Below are 17,708 nucleotides of genomic sequence, written 5' to 3'. Positions count from 1 at the left end.
ACTGAATAGGCTTCGAACAGACTTCCTTGAACGGACGTGCAGTCCTGAAGACTTGGAGCTGACGTGCACCGCAGAATCATCGCACCGGGCGCTCTCGCGGCGTCCTCCCTCCTGCTGGCGATCCCGGCATCGGCCGCGAGTTACTCCCCCGGCGCGCCGGGCATCGGCGACCCCTACTACCCGTACTACGGCAACGGCGGCTACGACGTCTCGCACTACGACCTGAGGCTGCAGTACCAGCCGAAGACGGACGAGCTGGAGGGCACGGCGACGATCCTGGCGAAGACCACCCAGGATCTGTCCCGCTTCGACCTCGACTTCCTGCTGGACGTCGGCGAGGTGCGGGTCAACGGCGCCAAGGCGGCCTTCACGACGTCCGGCGAGCACGAACTGGTCGTCACGCCGAAGACCCCGCTGGCCAAGGGCTCGACCGTCACCATCGTGGTCCGCTACAGCGGGGTGCCGTCGACGAAGAGCGCCTACGGCTTCACCTCCTGGCACCGCACGCCCGACGGCGGCGTGGCCGCCAACGAGCCCGAGGCCGCCTGGTGGTGGTTCCCCAGCAACGACCACCCGACCGACAAGGCCACCTACGACGTGTCGGTGTCCGTCCCGGACGGCACCCAGGCCATCTCCAACGGCCTGCTCCAGTCGAGCAGTTCGAAGCTGGGCTGGACCCGCTACAACTGGCGGCAGACCAAACCGCAGGCGACCTACCTGGCCACCCTCGCGCTCGGCCGGTTCGACATCACCACCGGAACCTCCGACGGCGGCGTGCCCGTCATCAACGCCTACAGCAAGGACCTCGGCGACAACGACGGCGCCGCGCGCGCCAGCGTGGAGCGCACCGGGGAGATCGTGGACTGGCTGAGCGGCTACTTCGGGCCGTATCCGTTCACCTCGGCGGGCGGGTACGTGCCGAACACCACGACCGGGTACGCGCTGGAGACGCAGACCCGCGTCTACTACAGCCCGAAGCAGTTCGCGAACGGCTCCAACACGTCCCTGGTCGTGCACGAGCTGGCCCACCAGTGGTACGGCGACGACGTGTCGGTCAAGGGCTGGAAGGACATCTGGATCAACGAGGGCTTCGCCCGGTACGCGCAGTGGCTGTGGTCCGAGCACGAGGGCGAGGGCACCGCGCAGGAACTCGCCGACTACGTGTACGCCTCGCACCCGGCCGACGACGCGTTCTGGACGGTCGCGCCCGGTGACCCCGGTCCCGACAACCAGTTCGACGGCGCCGTCTACGACCGGGGAGCCGTCGCCATCCAGGCGCTGCGCAACGCGGTCGGCGACGAGGCGTTCTTCGCGATCCTGAAGGGCTGGCCGAAGGAGCACGCCTACGGCAACGCCTCGGTGGCCGACTTCCAGCGGTACGCGGAGCGGGTGTCCGGCAAGCCGCTGGCCGCGCTGTTCGACACCTGGCTGTTCCAGCCGACGAAGCCGGCCGCGCCGTCGGCCCGCGCCCTGGTGGGGTCGCGTACGGCGGTGGCGCAGCCGAAGTCGTGGAAGAAGATCGAGGCGACGAACGACGTGCACGGGAACGGGCACAGCGGGCGCTGATCCGGACGCCGGCCGCGGCACCGGGACCCGGACACCCCGGTGTCCCGGTGCCGCGGCCGGCCGGCGTCGTGGGAAACGGCACGGTGGCGTCACCCGGGGCACTGTGTGCTCTCCGGTGTGACGCCACCGTGGGCGATACCGCCGGCAGGGGCCGCGGGCCGTTACTCCGGGAGCCGGGACGGGGTCCGGCCGGTGTTGTCGGACACCCGGCGGCGGACGCCGAACCAGCCGGCGACCAGCATGACGGCGACCACCGGGATCAGGAACAGGGTCTTGCGGCCGACCTCGGTGTCGTTCCACATCATGCCGAGGCAGACCAGCAGGAACACGATCGTGGCGATCTCGGCGGCCGGGCTGAACTTCAGCTGGAAGTGCGGCCGGGTGACCAGGCCCGCGCGGGCGCGGCGGACGAAGACCATGTGGCAGATCATGATGATGACCCAGGTGCTGATGATGCCGAGCGAGGCGACGTTCAGCACGATCTCGAAGGCCTGGCTGGGCACCAGGTAGTTCAGGCCGACGCCGAGCACACAGACCGCGCAGGTCAGCAGGATGCCGCCGTAGGGCACCTGGCTGCGGCTCATCACCCGGGTGAACTTCGGCGCCGAGCCGGCCACGGCCATCGAGCGCAGGATGCGGCCGGTGGAGTACAGGCCGGAGTTGAGCGAGGACATGGCCGCGGTCAGCACGACCAGGTTCATCACGTCACCGGCCGCCGGCACGCCGATCTTGGACAGCACGGTCACGAACGGGCTCTGGTCGGCGGAGTACACCGAACCGGGCAGCAGCAGGGCGAGCAGCACGACCGAGCCGACGTAGAACAGGGCCACCCGCCACATGATCGAGTTCACCGCGCGCGGGACGATCTTCTCCGGTTCGGCGGTCTCGCCGGCGGCCACGCCGACCAGCTCCAGGGCGGCGTAGGCGAAGATCACGCCCTGCATGACCAGGACCACCGGCATCAGACCGTGCGGGAAGACGCCGCCGTGGTCGGAGATGACGCTCAGGCCCGGCTTGCTGCCGCCGACGTCGTGCTGGGTCGCCAGCAGGAAGATGCCGATCAGCATGAAGCCGACCAGGGTGGCGACCTTGATGATCGCGAACCAGAACTCCATCTCGCCGAAGATCTTCACCGAGATGAGGTTCACGGTGAGGACGACCGCGAGCGCGACCAGGGCCAGCACCCACTGCGGGATGGCGGTGAACATGCTCCAGTAGTGCGTGTAGAGCGCGATCGCGGTGATGTCGGCGATGCCCGTCGTCGACCAGTTCAGGAAGTACATCCAGCCGGCGACGTAGGCGCCCTTCTCCCCGAGGAACTCGCGCGCGTACGACACGAAGGACCCGGAGGACGGGCGGTACAGGACCAGCTCGCCCAGCGCCCGCACGACGAAGAACGCGAAGACACCGCAGACCAGATAGGCCAGGGCGAGCGCGGGGCCCGCGTTGTGCAGGCGTCCGCCGGCGCCGAGGAAGAGGCCGGTGCCGATGGCGCCGCCGATGGCGATCATGTTGACGTGGCGGGCCTTGAGGTCCTTGCTGTAACCGGCGTCGCCCGCGTCCGCGGACGTCTGGGGCGCCTCGGGCCGGGTGGTGGCCTGTACCGGTTCCACGGCTTCCTTGCTCACGGGTGGTTTCTCTTCCTGGGTGCGCCCGGGCCTCATGGGCCCGGGGGTCGTGCAGGTGTTGGCCCGCACCACCCTGGTGTCGGGGCACAGACCAAGGCAGCAGCTTCCCAGAGGAGGCGGCGGGTATGCGGTGGCCCACGTCACAGAGCGGTACTTCTCACACGCCCGTCACGGGCTCTCCCCGGGTTTCACACCCCGGGTGTGACAGCGATACTGCTGCGCATGACGACCGACACCGGGGAGCCGACCCTGACCATCGACGAGCTGGCCGCGCGGGCGGGCGTCACGGTCCGCACGGTCCGCTTCTACGGCACCAAGGGGCTGCTGCCGCCGCCGGTGATCGGTCCGCGCCGGGTGGGGCACTACGGCCGGGAGCACCTGGCCCGGCTGGCGCTGATCGAGGAGATGCGGCACCAGGGCATGACCCTGGCCGCGATCGAGCGGCACCTGCGGCAGCTCCCGGCCGATCTGGGCCCGCAGGGGCTGGCGATCCACCGGGCGGTGGTCGCCTCCTGGGCGCCGGACACCGTGGAGACCGTGACCCGTGCGGAGCTGGAGCGGCGGGCGGGGCGGCGGCTGGCCGGGGAGGACGTGGACCGGCTTGCTGCGATGGACGTGCTGACGCGGGACGGGGAGTCCTTCCGCGTGGACTGCGGTCTGCTGCGGCTCGCGGTGCAGCTCCTCGACGTACCGCTGGCACAGGAGACGATCCTGGCCGCGCGGACCGCGCTGACCGGGCACGCGCGCGCGGCGGCGCACGAGCTGTCGGACCTGCTGCGCGAGGCCGTGGCCGAACGGGACACGCGGGACGTGAAGTCCCTGTCGGCCCATATGCACCCCCTGGTGGTGCAGGCGCTGCTCACCACCTTCCAGCGGTCGCTGAGGGAGGAACTGCACCAGTGGCTGGACGGCACGGAGACCCCGGCCCGCACGAACGGCACGGGCGACGCGGAGAACGCAGAGAACGCAGAGGACGCAGAGAACGCGGAGGACACGAGCCGGCACACGGACGGCGCGGACGGCTGACGGCGCTGAGGGCACTGACAACCGGCGGGCGCCGAGGGCGCTGACACGGCTGACGGGCCCGCCGGGTCTCGGCAGCGGCGGGCCGTGGCCCCGGGGCCGGGTCCCGGGGCCGTTGGCTCTATGCCGCGGGTCAGTGGGCGTCGGTGAAGACCTCGCCGCTCTCGGCCTTCGCCACCAGCAGCGCGGACGGGGTGAACCGCTCGCCGTAGCGCTCGGCCAGCTCGCGCGCGCGGGCGACGAACCCGGGCAGGCCGCCCTCGTAGCCGTTGATGTACTGGAGCACACCGCCGGTCCAGCCGGGGAAGCCGATGCCGAGGAGCGAGCCGATGTTGGCGTCGGCGACCGAGGTGAGGACGCCCTCCTCCAGCAGGCGCACGGTGTCGAGCGCCTCGGCGAAGAGCATGCGCTCCTGCATGTCCCGGAACGGGATCTCGTACCCGGGCTTGGTGAAGTGTTCGCGCAGCCCCGGCCAGAGTCCGGCCCGCCCGCCGTCCTCGGTGTAGTCGTAGAAACCGGCGCCGCCGCCGCGGCCGGTGCGGCCGAACTCGTCCACCATGCGGTCGATGACCGCCTCCGCGGGGTGCGGGGTCCAGGTGCCGCCGGCCTCCTCCACGGCCCGCCTGGTCTCGGTCCGGATCTTGCGCGGCAGCGTGAGGGTCAGCTCGTCCATCAGGGACAGCACCTTGGCCGGGTAGCCGGCCTGGGCGGCGGCCTGCTCCACGGAGGCGGGCTCGACGCCCTCGCCGACCATGGCGACGCCCTCGTTGATGAAGTGGCCGATCACCCGGGAGGTGAAGAAGCCCCGCGAGTCGTTGACGACGATCGGCGTCTTGTCGATCTGCCGGACCAGGTCGAAGGCGCGCGCGAGCGCCTCCTCGCCGGTGCGCTCGCCCTTGATGATCTCGACCAGCGGCATCTTGTCGACCGGCGAGAAGAAGTGCAGCCCGATGAAGTCGCGCTGGCGCTGCACGCCCTCGGCGAGGGTGGTGATCGGCAGTGTGGAGGTGTTGGAGCACAGCAGCGCGTCCGGGGCCACCACCGACTCGATCTCCTGGAACACCTTGTGCTTGAGGGCCGTGTCCTCGAAGACGGCCTCGATGACGGCGTCACAGCCCGCGAGGTCGGCGGCCTCGGCGGTGGGCGTGATCCGGGCGAGCAGGGCGTCGGCCTTCTCCTGGCCGACGCGGCCCTGGGCGACGGCCTTGGCGCACAGCTTCTCCGCGTAGCCCTTGCCCTTGACGGCCGCCTCCAGGGAGACGTCCTTGAGGACGACGTCGATGCCCGCGCGGGCGCATGCGTAGGCGATGCCGGCGCCCATCATGCCGGCGCCGAGGACGGCGGCCCTGCGGACCTCGCGGCGCTCGGCGCCCCGCGGCCGGCTGGCTCCGGAGTTGACCGCCTGGAGGTCGAAGAAGAACGCCTGGATCATGTTTTTCGAGGTCTGCCCGGCGGCCAGTTCCACGAAGTAGCGGGCCTCGATGACCTGGGCGGTCTCGAAGTCGACCTGGGCGCCCTCGACGGCCGCGGCGAGGATGCTGCGCGGGGCCGGGTAGGGGGCGCCGCCCGTCTGCTTGCGCAGGCCGGCCGGGAAGGCGGGCAGGTTGGCGGCGAACTTCGGGTGGGCCGGGGTGCCGCCGGGGATCTTGTAGCCCGGGGTGTCCCAGGGCTGCCGGGACTCGGGGTGGGCGTCGATGAAGGCGCGGGCCTTGGCGAGGAGCTCCTGCGGGGTCGCGGCCACCTCGTGGACCAGGCCGTTGTCCCGGGCGCGGCGCGCGTTGTACCGGGTGCCCTGGAGGAGCACCTTCAGCAGGGCGTCCGCGATGCCCAGCAGCCGTACGGTGCGGACGACTCCGCCGCCGCCGGGGAGCAGGCCGAGGGTGACCTCGGGGCAGCCGATCCTGGTGCCGGGCGTGTCCAGGGCGACGCGGTGGTGGCAGGCGAGGGCCAGTTCGAAGCCGCCGCCGAGGGCCGCGCCGTTGATCGCGGCGACGACCGGCTTGCCGAGGGTCTCGATGCGGCGCAGGTTCCGCTTGATGGCGAGACCGCCCTCGAACAGCTCCCGCGCGGTGTCGGGCGTGACCCGGATGAGGTCGCGCAGGTCGCCGCCGGCGAAGAAGGTCTTCTTCGCGGAGGTGAGGATGACGCCGCGCAGGGAGTCCCGCTCGGCCTCCAGCCGGTCGGTGACGGCGGCGAGGGAGTCGCGGAACGCCTGGTTCATGGTGTTCGCGGACTGGTCCGGGTCGTCCAGGACGAGGGTGACGATCCCCGTGTCGTCCTGCTCCCAGCGGATGGTGGTGCTCTCGGTCATGGCAGTCGTCTTTCGTTGAGGTCGCTAGGTCCGCGGGGAGGTCAGACGCGCTCGACGACGGTGGCGATGCCCATGCCGCCGCCGACGCAGAGCGTGGCGAGGCCGTAGCGCTTGTCCTGGCGCTCCAGTTCGTCGACGAGGGTGCCGAGGATCATGGCGCCGGTGGCGCCGAGCGGGTGGCCGAGGGCGATGGCGCCGCCGTTGACGTTGATCTTGTCCAGGCCGAGGCCCATGTCCCGGGCGAAGCGCAGCACGACGGCGGCGAACGCCTCGTTGATCTCGACCAGGTCGATGTCGTCGATGGTGAGCCCGGCCTTGGCCAGGGCCTTGCGGCTGGCGGGGGCGGGGCCGGTGAGCATGATGGTCGGCTCGGAGCCGGAGACGGCCGCGGAGACGATCCGCGCGCGGGGCGTGAGGCCGTGGCGCTCGCCGGCCTCGCGGGAGCCGACCGCGACGAGCGCGGCGCCGTCCACGATGCCGGAGGAGTTGCCCGCGTGGTGGACGTGGTCGATCTTCTCCACCCAGTGGTACTTCTGCAGGGCGACCGCGTCGAAGCCGCCCAGGTCGCCGATGTCGGCGAACGACGGCTTCAGCTTGGCCAGGGAGTCGGCGGTGGTGCCGGGGCGCGGGTGTTCGTCGTGGTCGAGGACGACGAGGCCGTTGCGGTCGCGGACCGGGACGACCGAGCGCTCGAAGCGGCCGTCCTTCCAGGCGGCGGCGGCGCGTTCCTGGGACAGGGCCGCGTACTCGTCCACGTCCCGGCGGGAGAAGCCCTCGATGGTGGCGATGAGGTCGGCGCCGATGCCCTGGGGCACGAAGTTGACGGCGAGGTTGGTCATCGGGTCGTTGAACCAGGCACCGCCGTCCGAGGCCATCGGGACGCGGGACATGGACTCGACCCCGCCGGCGAGGACGAGGTCCTCCCAGCCGGCCCGGACCTTGGCGGCGGCGAGGTTGACGGCCTCCAGACCGGAGGCACAGAAGCGGTTCTCCTGCACGCCCGCGACCGTGTCCGGCAGCCCGGCGGCCAGCGCGGCGATCCGCGCGATGTCGGAGCCCTGGTCGCCGACGGGGCTGACGACGCCGAGCACGATGTCGTCGATGCCGGCCGGGTCCAGGCCGGGGAAGCGGTCGCGGAGCGCGTGGATGAGGCCGACGACCAGATCGACCGGCTTGGTGCCGTGCAGGGCGCCGTTCGCCTTGCCGCGGCCGCGCGGGGTGCGGATCGCGTCGTACACGTACGCTTCGGTGCTCACTGGGGTGCCTTTCGGAGGGTGGGCCGGGCGGGGTGGGCGGGTCAGCGGCCGTCGGCGGCCGGGGCGCCGGGGCCGCCGGCCGGGCGGGCCGGTAGGCCCCAGTCCCGGGCGACCGCGGCGGCGTCCGCGCCGGGCCGGGCGGGGCCGGTGCGGACGGCGGTGGGCGTGGCGGAGAACCGGGGCGCGGGGGCGGGCTGGGTGACACCGTCGTGCTCGGTGAAGGTGCCGCGGGCGGCGAGGTGCGGGTGGACCGGGGCCTCGCGCAGGCCGAGCACGGGCGCCACACAGGCGTCGGAGTCGGCGAAGACGGCGGTCCACTCGGCGCGGGTGCGGGACTTGAAGGCGGCGGCGACGCGTTCGCGCAGCTCCTCCCAGCGGCTCACGTCCCGGTGGGCGGCGGCCGGTCCGGTCAGGCCGAGCAGGCGCAGGAACTCCGCGTAGAACTTCTCCTCCAGGGCGCCGACCGCCATGTACCGGCCGTCGGCGGTCTCGTAGGTGCCGTAGTAGGGGCAGCCGCCGTCCAGGAGGTTGGCGGCGCGCCGGTCCTGCCAGGCGCCGGCGGCGAGCAGGGCGTGGATCATCGTGGACAGGTGGGCGGTGCCGTCGACGATGGCCGCGTCGACCACCTGGCCGGTGCCGGTGGCGCGCGCGTGGTGCAGGGCGGCGAGGACGCCGACGACCAGGTAGAGGGAGCCGCCCGCGTAGTCCCCGAGGAGGTTGGCGGGCACGGCCGGGGGTTCGTCCGGGCGGCCGATCATGCCGAGTGCGCCGGTGAGCGCGATGTAGGCGACGTCGTGGCCGGCGCGGTGGGCGAGCGGGCCGTCCTGGCCCCAGCCGGTCATCCGGCCGTAGACCAGGCGGGGGTTGCGGGCGTGGCAGTCCCCGGGGCCGATGCCGAGCCGCTCGGCGACCCCCGGGCGGTAGCCCTCGACGAGGATGTCGGCCCGCTCGGCGAGGTCCAGGACGCGCGCGGGGCCGTCCGGTGCCTTCAGGTCGACCACGACCGAGCGCTTGTTGCGGTTGGTGAGGTCGTACGCCGGGTCGACGGCGAGGCCCGCGCCGCCCGGGCGGTCCACCCGGACCACGTCGGCGCCGAGGTCGGCCAGCAGCATGGCGGCGAACGGGCCCGGGCCGATGCCGGCCAGCTCCACCACCCGGACACCGGCGAGCGGGCCGGTGCCCGGCGCCGGCGGCGTCCCTGCCGTTGTCATGCGACCAGCCCCCAAGCGTGTGACACAACTGATGTAACACCGGTGATGCTAAGAACGTGTTCCACTGGACACAAGACCTGAACGAGCAAGCGCTTAGCCAAGTGCCCGACACGCCGGTCCTCACCCGGACGAGTGAACGGCCCGCATCCCGGACCGCGCACTCCTCACGCTAGCCTCGGCCACCGGCAGCGGCGCGGGCTGCGCGGCGGGAGCACGGCCAAGGGGTGTCCATGAGCAGGATGAGCAGAACCGACCGTCCCTACGACCTGGTGCTGTTCGGGGCCACCGGCTTCGTCGGCATGCTGACGGCCCGCTATCTCGCCGCGCACGCGCCGCGGGACCTGCGCTGGGCGGTCGCCGGCCGGGACGAACGGCGGCTGGCACGGCTGTGCGAGAGCCTGCCCGGCGGCGACGGCGTCGGAGTGCTGCGGGCCGACGTGGGCGAACCCGCCACGCTGCGGACGCTCGCCGAGCAGGCCCGCGTGGTCGCCACGACCGTGGGGCCGTACGTGCGGTACGGCGAGGCGCTCGTCGCCGCCTGCGCCGACACCGGCGCCGACTATCTGGACCTCACCGGCGAGCCGGAGTTCGTGGACCTGATGTACGTCCGGCACGACGCACGCGCGCGCGAGACCGGCGCCCGCCTGGTGCACGCCTGCGGCTTCGACTCGGTACCGCACGACCTGGGCGTGTACTTCACCGTCCGGCAGCTTCCCGAGGGCGTGCCGCTGACCGTGGACGGCTACGTCAGCGTGGACGCGGCCTTCTCCGGCGGCACCTTCGCCTCCGCGCTGAACCAGGCCGCACGCGGCCGGGGGATGCTGGCCGCCGCGCGCGACCGGGCCCGGCACGAGCCGCGGCTGCCGGGCCGCCGGGTGGCGGCGTCGGCCGGCGCGCCGCGGTTCGCCCCGGAGGCCGGCGTGTGGGCGCTGCCGCTGCCCACCCTCGACCCGCGGATCGTACGGCGGTCGGCGCGGGCGCTGGAGCGCTACGGCCCGGACTTCCGCTACCGCCACTACGCCGCCGTACGGCACCTGCCGGTCGCCCTCGGCGGGAGCGCCGCCGTGGCCGCGCTCGCGCTGGCGGCCCAGGTCCCGCCCGTCCGGCGCCGGCTGTCGGACCGGCTCAGGCCCGGCGAGGGACCGGACGCCGAGAAGCGGGCGAGGAGCTGGTTCCGGGTGCGGTTCGTCGGCGAGGGCGGCGGCCGGCGTGTGTTCACCGAGGTCGCGGGCGGCGACCCGGGGTACGACGAGACGGCGAAGATGTTCGCCGAGGCCGCCCTCTGCCTGGCCTTCGACGCCCTGCCGCCGACGGCCGGCCAGGTCACGACGGCCGAGGCGATGGGCGACGCGCTGACCGGACGGCTGCGCGCGGCCGGGATCACCTTCCGGGTGGTGGCCGCACGCTGACGGGACCGGCCGGCCCGCTCGCGCAGCCTCCCGGCACCGTGGCGGTGGGGCCTGCCGCTAGCGGCCGGTGAGGACGTCGTCCACGACGGCGGACAGGGTGCCGTTCATGGGGAGGCGGGTCATGTCACGGCGTTCGATGTAGCGGTCCACGAGTCGGGCGTAGGAGAGGGAGACGCGGGAGTAGCGGTCGTAGACGGCGGTGGGGAAGTCGCCGACGTCTTCGAAGTAGGCGGTCAGACGCAGGAACGTGCGGTGGAGTCCGGTGCGCTGCCGTACGTTGTCCCGTTCGCGGCGGTCGGCCCGGACGCCGAAGTTGGTCGGTTCCTTCACGCCGACGCCGTACTGGTCCTTGGAGATGTCCATGCCGAGGGTCTGGGCCACGCCGGCCGAGACGAAGGCCGCCCAGTCGCAGGCGTCGAAGGGGAGGCGGAAGTAGTAGGCGATCAGGTGCATGACGGGCAGGGTCTCGGCCGCGTAGGTCCGCACGATGCTCGCGCGCAGCGTGTCCGGCTCACGGACGTACGCCTGGATGGCGTCGAGGTGGGCAGGCGGTGCCAGGTCCGGTCCGGCGGCGGACCACTTCTCGTGGAACTGGATCCGCGCGCTGAACAGCGTTTCCTGATAGGCGTGGGCGAGCCACCGCGCGTCCCGGTCGCCGCCCAGGGCCTTCACCCGGTCCAGCACCTCACCCAGGCTCTCGTCCCCGATCCGGTGCACGCCGCCGGCCACGTCCTGCGGCGGGACGACGATGTCGTCCAGGACCGCCAGCAACGCCACGGCCTTGGCGAGCGCGTGCCACAGCGGGTCCCGGCGATAACCGGCCAGCCACAGGGTGAGCCACTGCACGGCGTCCCGGACGACATACCGGTGCACGTCCTCCAGTGACGTGTCGCCCTTGCGCGTGCAGATCAGCTCGGCCGGTGCGGCCCCGGCCAGCCACGCGGCGAAGGCACGCCCCCGCGCGCTGCTCCGGTAGGCCTCGTCGGTGGCGTCGAGCAGCGCGAGCCGGTCCCGGCGGCACTCGGCCTCGATCGCCAGCAGCTCCGCCTTGTCCAGCGGCTCGGGCTCGGTGTCCGGCAGGAACCGGGTCAGCCCCCGCACCTGGGGGTCCAGCGCCCGCGCGGTGTCGAACAGGCCGATCTCGCTCAGGTGGAACTCCAGCATCGGCTCTCCTGGTCAGCCTGTGGCGCGCGGAGTGACGGACATCGGCAGGGCGTCGGGGTGGATCTGCGCGTCCGCCACCGCCCGGACCCTGTGGCCCGGCACAGGGCGCAGGTGCCAGCGCGTGGTGACGGCGGAGAGCACGGCGAGCATCTCGGCCCACGCGAAACCGTCGCCGATGCACTTCCTGTTGCCGGCGCCGAAGGGCAGGTAGGCGGCCCGGGGCAGGCTCTTCTCCGGCCTGGTGAGCCACCGGTCGGGGTCGAAGCGCAGTGGGTCCGGGAAGCAGGCGGGGTCGCGGTGCAGCGTCGCGGCGCTGTAGACCGCCTCGGCCCCGCGCGGGATCTCGTACCGCCCGACGCGCACGGTCTCCAGGGCACGCCGCCCCATGAACCACAGGGGCTGGTACAGGCGCAGCACCTCGTGGACGAACCGGGCGGTGTACGGCAGGGCGGCGGGGGTGACCACGCCCGGCTCGGCCGCCCGCGCCTCCGCGCTCATCCGGTCGGCCATCCCCGGGTTGCCGGCGAGCACGTGCAGGGCCCACGACAGGGTGGTGGACGTGGTCTCGACACCGGCGACGAGGAAGGTGAGCATCTCGTCGCACGCCTCCTCGTCCGACATGCCGCCTTCGTGAGCGAGCAGGAGCGCGAGGACGCCGTGGCTCTCCGGGCTGCTGCGGGCCTGCCGTACGGCCGACTCGGCGAGCCGGCGCAGGGCCGCCGCCGAGGCCAGGAACCTCCGCCGCCCCGGAGTCGGTACGACGGCCAGCGCCGGCGGCAGGATGGTGGCCCGGAGCACGCCGCGCACCAGAACGCCGAGGTCACGGCTGACGCGCGCCCCCAGATCCCCGATGGCCCGCCCGGTTTCCGAACCCTCGGTGAACGGGAAGAGCGCCGGCACCAGCATCGCGACGGCCAGCTCGCGCATCTCCCGCCCCATGTCCATGTCCCGCCCTGCCGGCCAGCCACCCACCCGCGCCCCGGCGACCTCCACGAACATCTCCGAGTACCGCGCGACCCGCTCCCGGTGGAACGCCGGCTGCACAATGCGCCGCTGCCGCAGGTGGAACGGCCCGTCGGACGACGCCAGGCCGTTGCCTATGTACGGCCGGACCCGGTCGAACAGCATGCCCTTGCTGAACTTCCCGCTCTGCGTCACCAGCACGTCGTGAATGGCCTCAGGGGAATTGAGCACGTAGAACGCACGCCGTCCCAGCCGCATCTCCACCACGTCACCGCGCCCGCGCAGCCCCTGCAGGTACATCGCCCGCCCCCGCGCCAGCCTGAGCGAATGCCCCACGAACGGCACTCCATCGGGCGCGAGGGGAACCCCACCCGCCGCTGTCTCGTCCAACCCGAGCCTCCCCCGCCCGCAGGAATGTCCGAACACCTTAGCGACCACAGGCCCCGGGAAACACAGGAGATTCAGCCGGTCAGTAGGGCGGATCCGTACGACCTCCGGGTGTTGTGGAACCTCCTTGGGACCCCGGCGTCGGTCTGGCGTCTACGACTCTGCGTGCCGGGAGGCCGGCGGCCGGCGCCTCGTCGGCTCCTGACCGCTGTCGGCCAGGTCCCGGACCGCCTCGCGCAGGGCCCGACGGCACAGCGCGTCCGCCCGGCGCGTGGTCTCCGGGAGCCGGAACCGCGGGGTCAGCGCCAGGGTGTGCGCCAGGGCGCCGGCCAGGCCGACCCGGTGGCCCACGGAGACGAAGACCGGCTTGACGCCGTCCCGGGTACGCAGGGCGCGGCCGACCTCCTCGTCCCCGGCGAGCAGCGGGGCCGAGCTGCCCCGCGCCGGGCCGGGCTCGTCGTAGCGGAAGGCGAACGGGTTCTTGGCGACGCCGATGACCGGCAGGCCGGTGAGCACGCCCAGGTGGCTCGCCAGGCCGAACCGGCGCGGGTGGGCGACGCCGTAGCCGTCGCACACGACCAGGCCGGGCGGGCCGGGCAGCCGCTCCAGGGCGGCCCGCACGGTCGGGATCTCCCGGAAGGCGAGCAGCCCGGGCACGTAGGGGAAGGAGACCCGGCCGACGGCCGTGGCCTCCGCGACGACCTCCAGCGTGGCGGCGTCCAGGACGACGGCCGCCGCCGCGACCAGGTCAAGACCGTCGTCGTAGGCGACGTCGACGCCCGTGACCCGGCCCGTGCCGGGCGGCGGTCCGGGGTCGTCGAGCACCACACGGCCGCGCAGCCCGTCCTGTACGGCGCGGGCCTCTTCCTCGGTCGCGGGCCAGCCCGCGGGGATGCCGACGATCGTCATGCCGGGTGACTGTACGGGTTCCCCGGACACTGTCCGCCGGGCGGGGTAGGCTCATGATCATGTTCGTTCTCGAGCTGACCTACACCGCTCCCCTGGACGCCGTGGACGCGGTGCTGCCCGACCATGTGGCCTGGCTGGAACGGCGGTACGAGGAGGGCCTGTTCCTGGCCTCCGGGCGCAAGAACCCCCGCGACGGCGGTGTGATCCTCGCCGTCGCCGAGGACCGCGCGCGGATCGAGGAGACCGTGGCGACCGACCCGTTCGTCACCGCCGGCGTGTGCTCCTACCGCGTCACCGAGTTCCTGGCCACCAAGACGGCGCCCGAACTGGCGCGGCACCGGCAGACGCTCGGCTGAGCCGCCTGCTCAGCCCTTCTTGTCGTCCAGCGCGCGCTGCAACTGCTCCTTGTTCATGTGCGAACGGCCCTCGATGCCACGCTGACGGGCCTCGTTGTACAGCTGGTCGCGGGTCGGGCCGTGCGAACCGGTCCGATTGCCCGACCGCTGACCGCCGCGCTTGGCCGACGACATGTCCTGCGTCGAGCTGCGGCTGGCGGTCTTGGACTCGCCGGAGCGGGCGCGTTCCTTGTTCACCGTCCGCGCGGCGATCTCCTCGGCGCGTCCGGCGCTCTCGCCCCGGTCCTGCGCGCTCTTCTTGATGTGCTCGTACTGCCGCTCGCGCTTGGGGCTGGAACCGGCTGGCATGATCGCTCCTTTCCTTGGCGGTAGGGAGCGGGTACCCGCCTCGCGCGGACTCACCGCACCGTTCCGGTCACCGCCGCGCCTTCCCACCGCCGGCTCACCGTCCCGGTCACCGCCGCGGGCTCGCGGTCCCCGTCGTCGCCGTCGTCGCCGTCGTCGCCGTCGTCGCCGTCATCGCCGTCATCGCCGTCATCGCCTCAGCGTTCCAGCGATGCCGCCCGGCCCTGTTCGCCGGCCGCCCAGCAGCTCAGGTCCGGGGCGCAGGCCACGGTGTCGTAGGAGCCGGTGTCGACCGTGCGCCAGGTGCGGCCGCCGTCGGTCGTCAGGTCGGTGCCGGTCGGGCCGACGGCCAGGGCGGTGGTGCGGCTGTGCGGGAGCCAGGCGGCACCGGAGCGGTACGCGGGCGGCGAAGCGGCGGCGGGCCGCCAGGTGCGGCCGCCGTCCGCGGTGACCGCGGCGGCCTGCGGCGAGGGGCGGCCGGCGCGGTAGTCGCCGCCGACCGCGAGGCCGTGCGCGCGGTCGCGGAAGGCGAGCGCGAAGACGCCCCGCGCCGGATCGCCCGCCGGTACCGGCGTGTCGGCGGCCGTCCAGGTCAGCCCGCGGTCGGCGGAGTGCAGCACGCGCGCGCGGGCGCCGCCGCCCGTGGCCAGCCACACGTCGCGCGGGCCGGCGGTGACCAGACACCCGCCGCTCGCGGCGAAGGCGGCCTCGCCGTCCAGCGCGGGCGGCATGCCGGCGGCGGGCAGCACGCGCCAGGAGCGTCCGCCGTCGGCGGTGGACAGCAGGCGGAACCTGCCGTCCACCGGGTCGCTCACGGCGAGGCCGTGGCGGTGGTCGAAGAAGGCGAGGCAGTCGTAGAACGCCGCCGGGTCGGTGTTGCGGAAGGACTCCGTCCAGGTCGTGCCGCCGTCGTCGGTGCGGTAGACGCGGGACGCCTCGCCCTCCCCGACGGCCAGCACCACCGCGCGCCGCGCGCCGGACGCCGAGACGTCCCGGAACTCCAGACCGGCCGCGCCCGGCGGCGAGACGTTCCGCCAGCTCGCCCCGCCGTCCGTGGTGCGCAGCACCGTGCCGCCGGTGCCGGCCAGCCAGGCGGTGCGCCCGTCCACGGCGGCCAGGCCGCGGAAGCGGACCCGCGGGGCACCGGTGTCCCGCACGGCCCAGCGCGGCTCCCCGCGGCCGGGACCCGCCCGCCGGGCACCGGCCCGGCCCGGCTCCGTCCGGTTCTCGCCCGCCCGGCCGGCAGCCGCGCGGTCGACCGTGCCGGTCCGGTCGGCGCCCGCCTCTCCGGCGGGCCGGGCCTCGGCCGCCGGGGCCGTGAGCACCGCCCCGCACACGACCGCCGCCGCCAGCGCCGCCGTCACTAGTGCCGCATCAGGCAACGTTCGCCCGTTCTTGCAGCCGGGAATTGAGCTGCTGCGGCCGGGATTGCCGCATAGCCTGCTCGGCTGTGGACAGTGAGCGCAGTGCTCGGCAGCTTCGGCTGATCGGCGAGACGGTGGAGATCTCGAAAGCCCTCGGTGTGGAGGTGTGGCTCCGCGGGGGTTGGGCCATGGACTTCTTCATCGGCGAGGTCACCCGTGACCATGTGGACATCGACTGGTTCGCCTGGGCGGAGGATGCTCCTGCTCTGACCGAGGGCCTGCTGCGTTCCGGCTATGCGCCTCTGTCCGGGCCGCCTGCCGATCAGCAGCTCGATTTCTGCAAGCAGGGCGTGGAGAGCAGCTTCGCTCTCTTGAGCAAGGACCGGTTCGGACGCGTTGTGGTCGCTGGCGGTCCCTGGGCTGGGGAGGTGTGGCCGGAGGGCATGCTCGATGCTTCTGTTGGCTGTATCGGGGTGCTGCGGTGCCGGATCATCAGTCCGCGCGCCCAGATCGAGATCAAGCAGATGATGCCGGTCTGGGTTCCGGGTCGGCCCCGCCGCAGGAAAGACACCGAGGACATCACCCGGCTGGAAGCGGCCCTGCGAGAGCAGGGCACCCGCCCGGCATGAGGGAGTGGACACGCGTGCAGCCGCTAACGTCTGTGCGTGGCAGAACGGGTGTGCTTACGCGAGATCGATGACGACGAGGGCCGGCGGCTGCTGAGGATCATTCGCCGCGGCTCCGGCTCAGTGGTGACCTGGCGGCGCGCGCAGATGGTGCTGCTGTCCGCGCAGGGCATGCCGGTTGGGAAGATCGCCGAGGTGACGTTCACCAGCGCGGACCGGGTCCGGGACGTGATCCACGACTTCAATGCCGACGGCTTCGAGGCGCTCTACCCGAAGTACAAGGGCGGCCGGCCCAGGACATTCACCCTGCCCGAGCGGCGCGAGATCAAGAAGATCGCCAAGTCCAAGCCGTCCGAACACGGCCTGCCGTTCTCGACCTGGAGTCTGGCCAAGCTGGCCGACTTCCTGGTCGCCGAGGGGGTGGTCGACGACATCAGCCACGAGGGCCTTCGGGTCCTGCTCCGTGAGGAGGGCGTGTCCTTTCAACGCATAAAGACGTGGAAGACCTCCCGCGATACCGACTACGCCGCCAAGAAGGCCCGTGTCGAGCACCTCTACGCGGTCGCTGACGATGAGGTCATACCCGAGGACGGTGAGCCCGAAGTCGTGTTCTGCCTGGACGAGTTCGGTCCGCTCAACCTCCAGCCCCACCCTGGCCGGCAGTGGGCAGAGCGCGGAGGACGGCACAAGGACCCCGACCGGGAGCCGAGACCTCGCCGGCGGGCGACCTACACCCGCCCGCACGGGGTCCGGCACCTGTTCGCCGCCTACGATCTGGCCCGGGACAAGCTCTACGGACACATCAAGCCCAAGAAGAACCGCACAAGGTTCCTGGAGTTCTGTCGGTACCTGCGCAGCCTCTACCCGGCCGACATCCGGATCGCGATCGTGCTCGACAACTTCTCCCCGCATCTGACCACGAAGAAGGACACCCGGGTCGGCGACTGGGCGGCGGCCAACAACGTCGAGTTTGCCTACACACCGACAAACAGCTCCTGGCTCAACCGCATCGAGGCCCAGTTCACCGCCCTGCGCTACTTCGCACTGGACGGGACCGACCATGCCAGCCACAAGGAGCAGGGCAGCATGATCCGCCGCTACATCATCTGGCGGAACAAGCACGCCGCCGACGAACGGCTACGTGAAGTAATCGACAGGGCGAACGTTGCCTGATGCGGCACTAGCCGGCC

General features: G+C 72.7%; 15 protein-coding genes. 6 read left to right on the top strand and 9 right to left on the bottom strand.

The features are described from left to right. Window positions 1-63: 63 nt before the first annotated feature. Window positions 64-1,566 (top strand): M1 family metallopeptidase, encoded by a 1,503-nt coding sequence (locus tag ACH4OA_RS31125; protein WP_397935569.1) that lies wholly within the window; start codon window positions 64-66, stop codon window positions 1,564-1,566. 161 nt (window positions 1,567-1,727) lie between these two features. Here the strand turns inward: ACH4OA_RS31125 and ACH4OA_RS31120 are convergent, their stop codons facing one another. Next, the gene (locus ACH4OA_RS31120) at window positions 1,728-3,194 is read right to left on the bottom strand and encodes an amino acid permease (protein WP_397935571.1); all 1,467 of its coding nucleotides are present in this window, start codon (window positions 3,192-3,194) and stop codon (window positions 1,728-1,730) included. A 222-nt stretch (window positions 3,195-3,416) separates the two neighbouring features. On the opposite strand from ACH4OA_RS31120, the gene ACH4OA_RS31115 reads away from it, so the two are divergent. Next, window positions 3,417-4,220 carry a MerR family transcriptional regulator gene (locus tag ACH4OA_RS31115; protein WP_397972653.1) on the top strand — a complete coding sequence of 268 codons (804 nt, stop codon included), beginning with the start codon at window positions 3,417-3,419 and terminating at the stop codon, window positions 4,218-4,220. Window positions 4,221-4,350: 130 nt separating this feature from the next. Here the strand turns inward: ACH4OA_RS31115 and ACH4OA_RS31110 are convergent, their stop codons facing one another. From ACH4OA_RS31110 to ACH4OA_RS31100, 3 genes are read right to left on the bottom strand one after another with little or no spacing between them, the layout of a single operon-like run. Next, complete coding sequence (locus ACH4OA_RS31110; protein ID WP_397972650.1) at window positions 4,351-6,528, bottom strand: 3-hydroxyacyl-CoA dehydrogenase NAD-binding domain-containing protein; 2,178 nt, start codon at window positions 6,526-6,528, stop codon at window positions 4,351-4,353. A 41-nt stretch (window positions 6,529-6,569) separates the two neighbouring features. Beyond that, a complete protein-coding gene (locus ACH4OA_RS31105) occupies window positions 6,570-7,784 on the bottom strand; it encodes an acetyl-CoA C-acetyltransferase (protein ID WP_397972647.1) in 1,215 nt (404 codons plus the stop codon). A gap of 41 nt (window positions 7,785-7,825) precedes the next feature. After that, window positions 7,826-8,995: a CaiB/BaiF CoA transferase family protein gene (locus tag ACH4OA_RS31100; protein WP_397972644.1), complete on the bottom strand. Its 1,170-nt coding sequence runs from the start codon at window positions 8,993-8,995 to the stop codon at window positions 7,826-7,828. Window positions 8,996-9,225: 230 nt separating this feature from the next. Between ACH4OA_RS31100 and ACH4OA_RS31095 the strand changes: the two genes are divergently transcribed. After that, on the top strand, window positions 9,226-10,404 hold the full coding sequence (locus tag ACH4OA_RS31095; RefSeq protein WP_397972641.1) for a saccharopine dehydrogenase family protein: 1,179 nt from the start codon (window positions 9,226-9,228) through the stop codon (window positions 10,402-10,404). A 57-nt stretch (window positions 10,405-10,461) separates the two neighbouring features. On the opposite strand, the gene ACH4OA_RS31090 is transcribed toward ACH4OA_RS31095, so the two are convergent. From ACH4OA_RS31090 to ACH4OA_RS31080, 3 genes are all read right to left on the bottom strand, one after another. Further along, window positions 10,462-11,568 carry a hypothetical protein gene (locus ACH4OA_RS31090; RefSeq protein WP_397972639.1) on the bottom strand — a complete coding sequence of 369 codons (1,107 nt, stop codon included), beginning with the start codon at window positions 11,566-11,568 and terminating at the stop codon, window positions 10,462-10,464. Between the two features lie 12 nt (window positions 11,569-11,580). Then, window positions 11,581-12,957: a cytochrome P450 gene (locus ACH4OA_RS31085; RefSeq protein ID WP_397972636.1), complete on the bottom strand. Its 1,377-nt coding sequence runs from the start codon at window positions 12,955-12,957 to the stop codon at window positions 11,581-11,583. A gap of 114 nt (window positions 12,958-13,071) precedes the next feature. Further along, the gene (locus ACH4OA_RS31080; protein WP_397935583.1) at window positions 13,072-13,827 is read right to left on the bottom strand and encodes an endonuclease V; all 756 of its coding nucleotides are present in this window, start codon (window positions 13,825-13,827) and stop codon (window positions 13,072-13,074) included. 59 nt (window positions 13,828-13,886) lie between these two features. Here ACH4OA_RS31080 and ACH4OA_RS31075 point away from each other — a divergent pair, with 59 nt between their 5' ends. Continuing rightward, window positions 13,887-14,183, top strand: a complete 297-nt coding sequence (locus tag ACH4OA_RS31075; protein WP_365884224.1) for a YciI family protein — start codon at window positions 13,887-13,889, stop codon at window positions 14,181-14,183. Window positions 14,184-14,192: 9 nt separating this feature from the next. On the opposite strand, the gene ACH4OA_RS31070 is transcribed toward ACH4OA_RS31075, so the two are convergent. Both ACH4OA_RS31070 and ACH4OA_RS31065 read right to left on the bottom strand, forming a co-directional pair. Continuing rightward, complete coding sequence (locus ACH4OA_RS31070; RefSeq protein WP_397935584.1) at window positions 14,193-14,531, bottom strand: plasmid stabilization protein; 339 nt, start codon at window positions 14,529-14,531, stop codon at window positions 14,193-14,195. Window positions 14,532-14,725: 194 nt separating this feature from the next. Then, the gene (locus ACH4OA_RS31065; RefSeq protein ID WP_397972697.1) at window positions 14,726-15,685 is read right to left on the bottom strand and encodes a WD40/YVTN/BNR-like repeat-containing protein; all 960 of its coding nucleotides are present in this window, start codon (window positions 15,683-15,685) and stop codon (window positions 14,726-14,728) included. A 293-nt stretch (window positions 15,686-15,978) separates the two neighbouring features. Between ACH4OA_RS31065 and ACH4OA_RS31060 the strand changes: the two genes are divergently transcribed. Then, window positions 15,979-16,521 (top strand): nucleotidyltransferase domain-containing protein, encoded by a 543-nt coding sequence (locus tag ACH4OA_RS31060; protein WP_189995622.1) that lies wholly within the window; start codon window positions 15,979-15,981, stop codon window positions 16,519-16,521. Between the two features lie 36 nt (window positions 16,522-16,557). Next, entirely contained in the window at window positions 16,558-17,691 is a 1,134-nt protein-coding gene (locus tag ACH4OA_RS31055; RefSeq protein WP_397972632.1) for an IS630 family transposase, read from the top strand. The last annotated feature ends 17 nt before the right edge of the window (window positions 17,692-17,708 follow it).

Origin of the sequence: Streptomyces sp. NPDC017095, assembly GCF_044332325.1 — a bacterium.
Classification (GTDB): domain Bacteria; phylum Actinomycetota; class Actinomycetes; order Streptomycetales; family Streptomycetaceae; genus Streptomyces.
Note: the sequence above shows the minus strand (reverse complement) of the source record. Positions and strands in the feature narration are given on the sequence as shown.